The following is a 12,250-nucleotide window of genomic DNA, read 5'->3' as shown; positions in this document are numbered from 1 at the left end:
GCGCTCGCCCGCTGGCTGCTGGAGACGCTGCGGCCGGTCATGGCCTGAGGCCGCGGCCGGGCCGGCGCCTCAGCGCGGCGCCGGCCGGACGCCCATGGCCACGGTGCGCTCGTCCATCCGCGGCTCATGGGTCAGGCCCTTGCGCACGCCCCAGCTGGTGGTGAGCTGCACCAGCTGGATGTAGGGCATGGTCTCGGCGTAGTAGGCCACCGCCTCGCGCAGCAGCGCCTCGCGCCCGGCATCGTCCAGCGTGGCGGCGGCCCTGGCCGTCATCTCGTCCAGCTTCGGGTCGGAGTAGCGCCACATGTTGGCCGCGCCGCTCAGCCGCGCGCGGTCGTAGGTGCCGGCGATGGAGACGAGGTAGTTGATCGCCTCGCCGGTGGAGCTGCCCCAGGCGGCCATCTGCATTGGCAGCTCCTGCCGGGTGCGGCGCGGCACGAAGGCGGCGTAGGGCAGCGCCTCCACCCCGCTGCGGACGCCGATGCGGGTCCACATCTGCGCCACGGCCTGGCTGAGTCGGGCATCGTTCGGCCAGCGGTCGTTCGGCGTGGCGATGGTGAGGCGGAAGCCCTCGGGATAGCCGGCCTCGGCCAGCAGGGCCTTGGCGGCCTCCGGATCGTAGGGCGTCGGCTGCACGGCCGGGTTGTAGCCGAAGGCACCCTCCGGCAGCCACTGCCCCGTGGGCCGCGCCGCGCCCTCCATCACGCGCTCGGCCAGCGCGTCCCGCTGGATGGCCATGGACAGCGCCTTGCGCACGCGGGGGTCGCGGAACGGGTTCTCCGGCAGCGGACGGCCGGCATGGTCGGTCACCTGCGGGTGGTTGCCGTCGATCGAGTAGACGGGGGCCAGGAACATCGTCCGCAGGCTGGTCACCTCGCTGACGGTCACGCCGGGGTCGCGCCGCAGCCGCGCCAGGTCGCTGGTGGGGATCTGGTCGATCAGGTCGACATCGCCGGCGAGCAGCGCGGCGGTGCGCGCGCCGTCATTCGGCAGGAAGCGGTAGTCGACGCGGCTCCACGGCTCGGCGCCGCCCCAGTAGGCGTCGTTGCGCAGCAGCACGGCGGCGCTGCCGGCGCGGTACTCGCCCAGGCGGTAGGGGCCGGTGCCGATGGTGGCGCGGCCGGCATTGTAGTCCTCGGTGCCGGCGCCGGAGGCGGCATGGCGGGCGATGATGCTGACCGAGCCGAGATCGACCGGCAGCAGCGGGTGCGGCTGGCGCGTGTGCAGCCGCAGCGTGTGCGCGTCCACCGCCTCGGCGCGCGCGATCATGCGCAGGAAGGCGCCGAAGCCGCCAGGGCTGTTCGGCACAGCCGGCGCGCGCTCGAAGCTGAACAGCACGTCGTCGGCGGTGAAGGGGCGGCCATCATGCCAGGTCGCGTCGCGGCGCAGCCGGAACTCCCACAGCGTCGGCGAAAGCTGCGTCCAGCTCTCGGCCAGCGAGGGCTGCGGCCGGGCGCGCGCGTCGCGCTCCACCAGCCGGTCGAACAGGTGCATGGTCAGGGCGTTGTTCGGCCCGTTGTTGTGGAAATGCGGGTCGAGCGAGGTGGCGGGCGCGCCGACACCGATCCGCAGCGTCTCGGCCGCGGCCGGCGCGGCGAGGAGCAGGGCGCCACAGGCCGCGGCGCCGATGCGGGCGAAGGGTCCGCGAACACGGACGGGTTCGTCTGTCATGAAGCAACTCCCCGGATGCTTGTGCGTCTGGCCCCCCTGGCGCGCCATCCGGCACGCCCTGGCCGGCGGAGCGGCGCAGTGCCGGTGGGGCAGCGGAACGAAGTATGGGTCATGCCGGTCCCGCCGCCGCAAGGCGGCGATTCCGCTCGCCGGAATTGCGCCGCCGCGCCGGGCACGCAGGGGTGAGCGGCGCCGGGCTCCCGCCCCGCCGGCGGCGCTGCTAGCCTCCGCCCCAAGGCAACCGGGAGGAAAAACGTTGAAGCATCATCTGGCCGTTCTCGCGCTCGCGCTCGGCATCGGCGCCGCGCAGGCCCAGACTCCCTCCACCGCCACCCCGCCCACCTCCGCCCCGCCACTCCAGGTGCGCGAGATCGGCAGCCTGCATGTCGGCGGCCGGGTCCGCGCGCTGGACGGTATGCCGGTGCGCGAGATGGTGCCCTCCCCCGGCGCGCCGCCCATCCGGGTCGATCCCAATGGCGAGTTCATGGTCGAGGGGATGTACGCGCAGTATGTGAAGCTGGCGGCGCCGCGCGCGCGCCAGCCCCTCCTGCTCTGGCATGGCGGCGGGCTGACCGGCGTCACCTGGGAGACGACGCCCGACGGGCGGCCGGGCTGGCAGATGTACTTCCTGCGGCAGGGCCACGACGTCTATGTCAGCGACGCGGTGGAGCGCGGCCGGGCGGGCTGGGCCCGCTACCCGGAAATCTTCGCCGGCGAGCCGGTCTTCCGCACCATGGGCGAGGGCTGGGGCCTGTTCCGCGTCGGCCCGCAGGAGGGCTGGAGCCGCGACCCCGCCCGCCGCAAGGCCTTTCCGGACACCCTCTTTCCGGTCGCGGCGTGGGATGCCTTCGCGCGGCAGTCGGTGCCGCGCTGGTCGACCACCGACAGCCAGATCCAGGCGGCCTACAACGACTATGTGGAGAAGGTCTGCCCCTGCGTCATCGTCGTGCACAGCCAGGGCGGCAACTTCGCCTTCAACGCCGCGCTGGCGGCGCCCGGCAAGGTGCGGGCGGTGATCGCCATCGAGCCCTCCGGCACGCCCTCCGCGATGACCGACGCATCGCCGCTGAAGGACGTGCCGCACCTGATCGTCTGGGGCGACCATTTCGGGGACTCGCCGTTCTGGCAGCGCATCCGCGGCAATGTCGAGCGCTGGGCCGGCGCCATCCGCGATGCCGGCGGCACGGCCGACATCCTGGACCTTCCCGCCGAGGGGGTGCGCGGCAACAGCCACATGCTGATGATGGACCGCAACAGCGACGAGGTCGCCGCGCGCATCCAGGGCTGGATGGAGCGCCGCGGGCTGATGCGCTGAGCCCGCGGCGGGCCGGGCCTAGCCGGCCCGGCTGCGATGCGCGTGCAGGGCGGGGGCGAAGTCCATCTCGTCGAGCGGGAAGAAGGGGCGTGCCACGGTGAAGGGCAGCTCCTGCACCCGGTAGGAGGTCATGCCCGGCGTGTCGACGGTGATGCACTCGCCCGTCGCCGCGAAGTTCAGCGTGAAGTGGTAGCCGGAGCGGGTGACGACCACGCCCATCCGCGCCGGGTCCACCCCCATGGCGCGGAAATAGTCGGGGTCGAGATAGGAATAGGGCTGGTCGGTCAGCAGCACCTGCACATTGCCCAGGCCGAGCAGGGCATAGGCGCCAAGCCGCGCCTTGTAGCCGGCATCGGCCGGGCCGTCATAGGTGACATGCGCCTCGGTGCCGAGGCCCAGCACCTCGCCGGTCACCTCCAGCGGCGGCGCCACGGTGGAGTGGCGGCCGCCGACCGTCAGGGTCACGCGGGCGCCCTGGCCGGCGGCGTGGCAGGCGCGCACCGCCTCGGGGTCGGTCAGCGGCACGACGGCGGGGGGCAGCTTCGGCCGGGCCAGCAGGGCGCGCAGGACATGGGTGCTGTCGCCGGGGCCGCCGCCGGCCACGCGGTCGCCCTGGTCGCCCAGGATCAGCGGCCGGGGCGTGCCCTGCTCCGCCCGGTCCAGGCAGGCTTCCAGCGAGGGGTAGGTGCCGATCAGCGCCCGGCGCTGGTCCCACAGGCTCTGCGCCAGGTCCAGGGCCAGGGCGTCCGGCGCGGCATCGCGGCCGTTGCCATAGGCGAGCACCCACTGCCCCAGCCCCGGCACGTCGAGGAACTGCTGCGCGTTGAAGATTGAGACGTCATAGGCCGCGCCGCTCTCCACCGCCGCCCGCGCGCGGGCCTGCAGGCCCTGCAGCGGCTCCTCGTCGGTGCGGTCGTTGCCGAGCGTCAGCATCGGCACGTGCACGGCGGAGAGGACCGGGCGCAGCCGGCCCGAGAGGATGTCGAGCACGGCGCGGGTGGCGCGGCGGCCGGTGGCCCCCTGGTCGCCATGCGGGTTGGTCAGGTAGCCGGCCAGCAGGTCGCAGGTGTCGAGGATCTCGGGCGTGACATGGGCGTGCAGGTCGAAGGCCGCCGTCATCGGCAGGTCCGGGCCGGTGATGGCGCGCAGCGCCGTCATCAGCGCGCCCTCGGGGTCGTGCAGCGTCGGCGTCAGCATGCCGCCATGCAGCGGCAGGACGATGGCGTCGAAATCGCCGCGCCGCGCCGCGTCGCACAGGATGTCGCGCATCTCGGCGAAGACCGCATCCTCCACCGGGCCGCCGGACTGGGCACGGAACAGCGTCGGCACGATCACCTCGACATCCGCCTCGGCCGCCGCGTCCAGGATGCCGCCGAGCAGCGAGTTGCTGCCCCGCGCGCCGGCGATGGCGGCGGCGCCGGACTGGATGTTGAAGCGCTCCCGCCCCGTCGGCACCGGGTTGAAGCTGTGCGATTCCTGCGCGATGCCGCCTGCCAGGATCCGTCTTCTGCCCATTGCCCGTCTCCGCTTCCTGTCCCGTGCCGGCCGTGCCGCGCGGGAGTTTGTTCTGTCGTGGCAGGACAGCCCGGCAAGGCGGGCCGCGCAAGCGGGGGCGGCCGGGCTGGCCACTATCCTGCCCATCCGGCCGCCAGAGCCGCGCTCTAGTAGGTGGGCGGCGTGATGGCGCTGACGATCTCGCTGACGCCGGGATCGACATTGCGGAAGCTGTGCGGCAGGCGGCTGTCGAAATAATAGGCGTCGCCCTGGCGCAGCACCTGGCTGCGGCCTTCCACCGTCACCTCCACCGCGCCGCGGGTGACGATGCCGGCCTCCTCGGCATTGTGCGTGATCATCAGCTCCGTCTCGGCGCCGGCCGCGTAGCGCTCGGCCAGCATCAGCATGCGGCGGTTGGGGTAGTCCATGCCCACCAGCCGGTAGGAGATGCGGTCGGCGCGGCCGATCTCGGCCAGCTCCTCGGCCTTGTAGAAGGGACGGCTCGGCAATCCGCTCTCCAGGTCGGCGAAGAAGGAGGAGAAGGTGGTGCCGAGCGCCGCCAGGATGGCGCCCAGCGTGTCCACCGACGGGCTCATCCGCTCCCGCTCGATCAGCGAGATGGCCGAGTGCGACACCCCCGAGCGCAGCGCCAGCTCCCGCATGCCGAGACCACGGCGCTGCCGCAGCGCCCGCAGCTTCGCCCCCACCATGGCCATGCCCGTCCCTCCTTTACCTCTGCCCGCGGCCAGGGTGGAGCCGGTCAGAATGCTCGACAAGGCCCTTCCACCCGCCCCAGGGAAGCCAGCAGCGGCAGGGGTGCTCCCTTTCCCCGCTGTTCAGTATTCTCATCACCCCGGCCCAGGTCGGCCTTCCGGCGCGGAAACTCTGCCAGACTGCCGGCAAGCGCCGCGACGACGACGCGGTGGAGGCTGACCGCAACCGGAGGAACCAAGAATGAGCCTGAGACGCCGCAACCTGATGCTGGCCGCAGCGTCCCTGCCGCTGGCCGGCGCCACCCTCGCCCGCCCTGCCCTGGCGCAGAGCCGGCGCGCCGCCACGCTGCGCCTGGTGCCGTCCACCGACCTCGTCTCGCTCGACCCGGTCTTCTCCACCGCCCTCGTCGCCGTGCAGCATGGCTACCATGTGTTCGACACGCTCTATGGCGTGGACGCGAAGATGCGCCCGCAGCCGCAGATGGCCGAGGGTGCCTCGGTCAGCGATGACGGCCGCGTCTGGAGCATCCGCCTGCGCGAGGGCTTGCGCTTCCACGACGACACGCCGGTGCGCGCCGCCGACTGCGCCGCCAGCCTGGAGCGCTGGAGCCGGCGGGACACCTTCGGCCGCGCCTATGGCGCCGCGGTGGACCGCTACGACAGCAGCGACGACCGCGTGCTGCGCATCCACCTGAAGCGCCCCTTCCCGCGCCTGCTGGACGCCATCGGCAAGCCGCACTCCTCGCCCGCCTTCATCATGCCGGAGCGGCTGGCCCGCGCGGCGCCGGACCAGCCCATCACCGAGATGGTCGGCTCCGGCCCCTACCGCTTCCTGGCCGATGAGCTGGATTCCGGCAATCTCGTCGCCTATGCGCGCTTCGACGGCTACAAGCCGCGCGCGGGCGCCCCGGAATGGACCTCCGGCGGCAAGGTGGCGAATTTCGAACGCGTCGAGTGGCGCATCATCGCCGACAAGGCCACCGGCGTCGCGGCGCTGCAGCAGGGCGAGGTGGACTGGGTGGAGAACCTGCCCGCCGACCTCGAGCCGCTGGTGGCGCGCAGCCGGCAGGTGAAGGTGGAGAATGCCGACCCGCTCGGCACCGAGCTGGTGATGCGCTTCAACCACAGCGTCGCGCCCTTCAACAACCCGGCGCTGCGCCGCTTCGTCATGGCCGTGGTGCAGCAGCCGGACTACCTGGCCACCGTCACCGGCGGCAACAGCCAGGACTGGCGCGAGTGCAAGGCGATGTTCCCCTGCACCATCCCGGGCGTCGAGGAGCTGGGGCGCGAGGATTTCGGCAGCCTCGCCGGCGACCCGGCCCGCATGGCCGAGGCGCTGAAGCGCACCGGCTATGCCGGCGAGAAGGTGGTCATCATCAACGCCGCCGACAGCGCCGCCATCGCCCCGCTCGGCCTCGTCACCGCCGACCGGCTGCGCCGGGCCGGGCTGAACGTCGACCTGCAGGACATGGACTGGGGCACGCTGCTGCAGCGCCGCCTCTCCAAGGCGCCGGCCGACCAGGGCGGCTGGAGCATCTACCACAGCACCTGGCCCGGCATCGCCATCTCCAACCCGGTGCTGAACACCACCATCCGCGGCGAAGGCGCCGCCGGCTGGCCCGGCTGGTACGAGAGCGCGGAGATGGAGCGGCTGACCGCCGAATGGCTCTCGGCCACCGCCGATGCCGAGCGGGAGCGCCTGATGGGCGAGGCCCACGCCCTGGCGCTCCGCGACGTGCCGAGCCTGCCGCTCGGCATCTACTTCCCCAAGACCGCCTACCGCGCCGACCTGCAGGGCGTGCTGGGCGGCTCCGTCCGCTACCCCTGGAACGTCCGCCGCGTCTGACCCGCGCCGCGCACCGCCCACAACCGGAACACTGGCATGCCCTTCCCCGATGACTCGCTGACCTACCTCAAGGCGGCGCGGCGCAACTCCTTCCAGGACAATGACGCGCTGGCCGGCACGGTGAAGACCGTGCTGGAGGATGTCCGCGCCCGTGGCGACGCGGCGGTGCGCGACTACGGCCGTGCCTTCGACAAGTCCGACCTCGAGCGCTTCGAGGTCAGCGCCGCCGAGCGCGCCGAGACCGTGGCGCGCATGGACGGCGCCGCGCGCGAGGATGCCGAGTTCGCCATCGCCCGCGTGCGGGACTTCGCCGAGCGCCAGCGCGCCACCATGCTGCCGCTGGAGGCCGAGGTGCTGCCGGGGCTGCATCTCGGCCACCGCGTCATCCCCATCGCCCGGGTGGGCGCCTATGTGCCGGGCGGGCGCTACCCGCTGCTCTCGGCGCCGGTGATGACCATCGTGCCGGCGCGCGTGGCGGGCTGCGACGAGGTGGTGGCCTGCCTGCCGCCCACCGCGCACCCGGACATGGTGGCGGTCTGCCACCTCTCGGGGGCCGACCGCATCTTCCGCATCGGCGGCGCGCAGGCGATCGCCGCCATGGCCTATGGCACCGAGAGCGTGCCGGCGGTGGACAAGATCTTCGGCCCCGGCAACGCCTATGTGAACGAGGCGAAGCGGCAGGTCTTCGGCACGGTGGGCATCGACCAGCTCGCGGGCCCGAGCGAGATCTACGTGGTGGCCGACGAGACGGGCGACCCGCGCATGATCGCGACCGACCTGCTGGCCCAGGCGGAGCATGACGTGATGACGCGCGTCGGCCTGATCACCACCGACCGCGCCCTGGCCGAGGCCACCATCGCCGAGGTGGAGCGCCAGTTGACCGATCTCTCCACCGCGGGCGTCGCCGGGCAGGCCTGGCGGGACTATGGCGAGGTGGTCCTCTGCGCCGATACGGCGGCGATGCTCGCCTGCTCCGACCGCATCGCCGCCGAGCACCTGCAGGTGCACACGCGCGACCCGCACGCCACGGCGCGGCAGCTGCGCAACTACGGCTCGCTGTTCATCGGGCCGCTGGCCAGCGTGGTCTATTCCGACAAGTGCTGCGGCACCAACCACACCCTGCCGACGCTGGGGGCCGGCCGCTACACCGGCGGGCTGTGGGTCGGCTCCTACCTCAAGGTGTGCACCCACCAGTGGCTGGAGCCGGCCGGTGTGGCGGTGGTGGCCCCGCCGGCCATCCGCCAGAGCGCGCGCGAGGGGCTGGAAGGCCACCGCCGCGCCGCCGCCTTCCGCACGGAGCTGAACAGCGTGACGGCCTGATGCGGCGCCAGGGCGCGGTCAGGGCACCGCGCCCGCCTGCGCGACCGCGAGGAAGCGCTCCAGGGTCGGGGAGGTGTCGCCGCCTCGCCAGACGATCCCGGTCTCCAGGCAGGGCGCCGGCCCTGCCAGGTCCACGTAGCGCACCCCCGCCCGCGCCAGGTTGCGCAGCGAGGCCGGCACCATGGCGACCCCCATGCCGGCCGAGACGAGGCTGATGATCGTCTGCATCTGGATCGCCTCCTGCACCACATGGGCGCCGCCCACATGCGCGGCGAAATAGCCGGTCACGAGATCATGGAAGGCCGGCGCCGAGCGGCGCGGGAAGATGACCAGGGGAAGCCCGGCCAGCGCCTCCGGCGGCAGGCGCCCCGCGGCGAGGGAGAGGCGCCCCTCCCGCAGCCAGCTCTCGGGCAGGGCCATGACCAGCGGCTCCGACACCAGTGGCCGGTAGCGCAAGGCGTCCGGCAGCGCCATGTCGGATGGCGGGATGATCAGGCCCGCATGCTGCCGCCCGGCCAGGAGGGCGGCGATCTGGACGTCGCTGGTCGCCTCCGTCAGCACGATCTCGACGCCGGGGCAGAGCTGCGCGTAGCGGCGGACCAGGTCGGGGAGGATGCTGTAATCCGCCGTGCTGATGAAGGAGAGCTCCAGCCGCCCCGCCTCGCCCTCGCGCAGGCGCCGGGCGATCTCCGGCAGCGCGTTCATCCGCTCGAGCGCGGCCCGCGCATGGGGCAGCCATGCCGCGCCGAACGGCGTGAGGGAGACGGTGCGTTTCGTGCGGGTGAACAGCGCTGCCCCCAGCGCTTGCTCCAGCGACAGGATGGACTGGCTGAGCGGCGGCTGCGTCATGCCGAGGCGCTCCGCCGCGCGGCCGAAATGCAGGGTCTCCGCCACGGCCATGAAATGCCGGAGTTGCCGGACGTCCATCGGTGATACGCCTTGCGACCTAATCGGGCCTCTGAAATATATTTCACAGCCTGAACGCGGCAAGCTACCGCTGCGCCGCTCAACAGATTCGGGGTTCCCATGCCGGCCTATCGCTCCCGCACCAGCACCCATGGCCGCAACATGGCGGGGGCGCGCGGCCTCTGGCGCGCGACCGGCATGAAGGACAGCGATTTCGGCAAGCCCATCATCGCCATCGCCAATTCCTTCACCCAGTTCGTGCCCGGCCATGTGCACCTGAAGGACCTCGGCCAGCTGGTGGCGCGGGAGATCGAGGCCGCCGGCGGCGTGGCGAAGGAATTCAACACCATCGCGGTCGATGACGGCATCGCCATGGGCCATGGCGGCATGCTCTACAGCCTGCCCTCGCGCGAGCTGATCGCGGATTCCGTCGAGTACATGGTCAACGCGCACTGCGCCGACGCGCTGGTCTGCATCTCCAACTGCGACAAGATCACGCCCGGCATGCTGATGGCGGCGATGCGCCTGAACATCCCGGTGGTCTTCGTCTCCGGCGGCCCGATGGAGGCGGGCAAGGTCGTCCATCGCGGCGTCCGGCGCTCGGTCGACCTGGTCGATGCGATGATCGCCGCCGCCGACAGCGACATCACCGACGCCGAGGTGGCGGTGATCGAGCGCTCGGCCTGCCCCACCTGCGGCTCCTGCTCCGGCATGTTCACCGCCAACTCCATGAACTGCCTGACCGAGGCGCTGGGCCTGGCGCTGCCCGGCAACGGCACGGTGGTGGCCACCCATGCGGACCGGCGCGGGCTGTTCCTGGAGGCCGGGCGGCTGATCGTCGACCTCGCCCGCCGCTACTACGAGCAGGAGGACGCCGCCGCCCTGCCCCGCAACATCGCGACCTTCGCCGCCTTCGAGAACGCGATGACGCTGGATATCGCCATGGGCGGCTCCACCAACACCGTGCTGCACCTGCTCGCGGCGGCGCAGGAAGGCGGCATCGACTTCACCATGCGCGACATCGACCGCCTCTCGCGCCGCGTGCCGGTGCTCTGCAAGGTGGCGCCGGCGGTGGCCAATGTGCATGTCGAGGACGTGCACCGCGCCGGCGGCATCATGGGCATCCTGGGCGAGCTGGACCGCGCCGGGCTGATCTCCCGCGATGTCGGCACGGTGCACGCCGCCACCATGGGCGAGGCCCTCGCGCGGTGGGACCTGAAGCGCACGGAGAGCCGCGGCGTGCGGGAGTTCTTCTGCGCGGCCCCCGGCGGCATCCCGACCACCGAGGCCTTCAGCCAGTCCGCCCGCTGGGATGCGCCGGACCTCGACCGCGCGGCGGGGGTGATCCGCGACGCGGAGCATGCCTTCTCGCGCGATGGCGGCCTCGCCGTGCTCTACGGCAACCTCGCGGAGGATGGCTGCATCGTGAAGACGGCGGGCGTCGATGCCTCGATCCTGGTCTTCGACGGGCCGGCGCGGATCTTCGAGAGCCAGGACGCGGCGGTGGAGGGAATCCTGGGCGGCCGTATCGTGCCGGGCGACGTGGTGCTGATCCGCTACGAGGGGCCGAAGGGTGGGCCGGGGATGCAGGAGATGCTGTACCCGACCAGCTACCTGAAGTCGAAGGGGCTGGGGAAGGCCTGCGCCCTGGTCACCGATGGCCGCTTCTCCGGCGGCTCCTCCGGCCTGTCGATCGGCCACGTGTCGCCCGAGGCGGCGGAGGGCGGGCTGATCGGCCTGGTGCAGGATGGCGACCGGATCGAGATCGACATCCCGAACCGCGCCATCCGCCTGGCCGTGCCCCAGGAGGAACTGGAACACCGCCGCGCGGCCATGGAGGCGCGGGGAGCCCAGGCCTGGCAGCCGGTGAACCGGGACCGGCAGGTCTCCGCGGCGCTGCGGGCCTATGCGGCGCTGACCACAAGCGCCGCCCGTGGCGCGGTGCGCGACGTGGAGCAGCAGAGGCGGCGATGATCCGCCACTCCGGCACCACGGCACCGGCGGTGTTGTCATCCCCACATGCTCGGACAGGGTCATGTCGTTGACGTGGCACCGGTGAACCGGGAGGGGGGGCGGTCTCAGAGCGCGCTGTACGGGTGGCCTCGTCGGGTGGGTGAACCAGGCCGGAAATGCGTGGAGGACAGCCTGGGAATCCGGGCCGGAGGCGAGCGTCGTCACGCCTGAAGGTCCGGACGAAGGCTTTCGCCATGCTGTTGCTCTGCGGGCTCTGGGCGGCGTGATCCGCGAGATGTCGCGGGCGATGCCGCAGCTCTCGTGACCGCCGGAGCATTCGGCCGGGTCCGGCAGGGCTGATGTGGCCGGACCGGCGCTTGGCCGACTCCACCATCAGGTTGCGGGCATGCTCCGGGGTCGATGCCGCCGGCAGGATCGGCGAAGGGGACGGCTTCCCGGCCGCGGCAGCCGAGGGTGAACGCCACCCGGACCCGCTCGCCGCAGTCGCAGGCGGCGTCGGACTCGTCCAGGCATCCTCGGGGGCTGCGGGCCTTGGCGGCGGGCTTCGCCGGGGGCCATCCGGCGGCAGCACGAATCCCTGCGGCAGCAGGCCTCCTTGCGGTCCGACCCGCTAGAAGGCTTCCTCGATGGAGCCCGCCTCCAGCCTGCTGTGAAGCGGCGCTTCACACCCTTGCAAGCCCGGAGCTTCTGCCCGGCACTGTAGCGGTCGCAGCCAGCTATGATTTGTACGCGCGCCGGGTCGGCCGGCATAGGCGTAAGCCTGCGCCCTCGGCGGCTATGCCCGATGCCCCGCCGAAACAGGGGCCATTCCAGGCCCTGCTTCCACCATCGGCGGAGCATGGGAATGAGCGATTGACATGCATCAATGCTGCTTGAGCATCATTGAATGCATCTAGGCGTAAGCGTCCTGGAGGCTGCTCCGCGGAACCCGGCCGACGATGAGGCAACGGTAACGGTCAGGTCTGGTCCGACTGGCAGATGGCGCCGCTGCCAAGATCAGCCTGCTTCCGT

8 protein-coding genes are annotated in these 12,250 nt (G+C 72.2%); 4 read left to right on the top strand and 4 right to left on the bottom strand.

Annotated features, from left to right (window positions below):
- Positions 1-69: 69 nt before the first annotated feature.
- A complete protein-coding gene (locus ACZJYS_RS04220; RefSeq protein ID WP_493176018.1) occupies positions 70-1,671 on the bottom strand; it encodes an ABC transporter substrate-binding protein in 1,602 nt (533 codons plus the stop codon).
- A gap of 256 nt (positions 1,672-1,927) precedes the next feature.
- On the opposite strand from ACZJYS_RS04220, the gene ACZJYS_RS04215 reads away from it, so the two are divergent.
- A complete protein-coding gene (locus tag ACZJYS_RS04215; RefSeq protein WP_493176016.1) occupies positions 1,928-2,986 on the top strand; it encodes an alpha/beta hydrolase in 1,059 nt (352 codons plus the stop codon).
- Between the two features lie 18 nt (positions 2,987-3,004).
- Here ACZJYS_RS04215 and ACZJYS_RS04210 read toward each other — a convergent pair whose 3' ends face one another.
- Both ACZJYS_RS04210 and ACZJYS_RS04205 read right to left on the bottom strand, forming a co-directional pair.
- A complete protein-coding gene (locus ACZJYS_RS04210) occupies positions 3,005-4,501 on the bottom strand; it encodes a M81 family metallopeptidase (RefSeq protein ID WP_493176014.1) in 1,497 nt (498 codons plus the stop codon).
- Positions 4,502-4,647: 146 nt separating this feature from the next.
- Positions 4,648-5,196, bottom strand: a complete 549-nt coding sequence (locus tag ACZJYS_RS04205; protein ID WP_493176011.1) for a cupin domain-containing protein — start codon at positions 5,194-5,196, stop codon at positions 4,648-4,650.
- A 238-nt stretch (positions 5,197-5,434) separates the two neighbouring features.
- On the opposite strand from ACZJYS_RS04205, the gene ACZJYS_RS04200 reads away from it, so the two are divergent.
- Positions 5,435-7,039 carry an ABC transporter substrate-binding protein gene (locus ACZJYS_RS04200; RefSeq protein ID WP_493176009.1) on the top strand — a complete coding sequence of 535 codons (1,605 nt, stop codon included), beginning with the start codon at positions 5,435-5,437 and terminating at the stop codon, positions 7,037-7,039.
- Between the two features lie 36 nt (positions 7,040-7,075).
- Positions 7,076-8,359, top strand: coding sequence for a histidinol dehydrogenase (gene hisD, locus ACZJYS_RS04195; protein ID WP_493176007.1), 1,284 nt, complete (start codon positions 7,076-7,078; stop codon positions 8,357-8,359).
- Between the two features lie 18 nt (positions 8,360-8,377).
- Here the strand turns inward: hisD and ACZJYS_RS04190 are convergent, their stop codons facing one another.
- Positions 8,378-9,286, bottom strand: coding sequence for a LysR family transcriptional regulator (locus tag ACZJYS_RS04190; protein WP_493176005.1), 909 nt, complete (start codon positions 9,284-9,286; stop codon positions 8,378-8,380).
- A 99-nt stretch (positions 9,287-9,385) separates the two neighbouring features.
- Here ACZJYS_RS04190 and ilvD point away from each other — a divergent pair, with 99 nt between their 5' ends.
- Complete coding sequence (gene ilvD / locus ACZJYS_RS04185; RefSeq protein WP_493176003.1) at positions 9,386-11,239, top strand: dihydroxy-acid dehydratase; 1,854 nt, start codon at positions 9,386-9,388, stop codon at positions 11,237-11,239.
- The last annotated feature ends 1,011 nt before the right edge of the window (positions 11,240-12,250 follow it).

The sequence above is a fragment of the Roseomonas sp. TS2 genome (assembly GCF_058833935.1).
The sequence above is the reverse complement of the archived record's forward strand: the minus strand, read 5'-3'. Positions and strand labels throughout refer to the sequence as shown.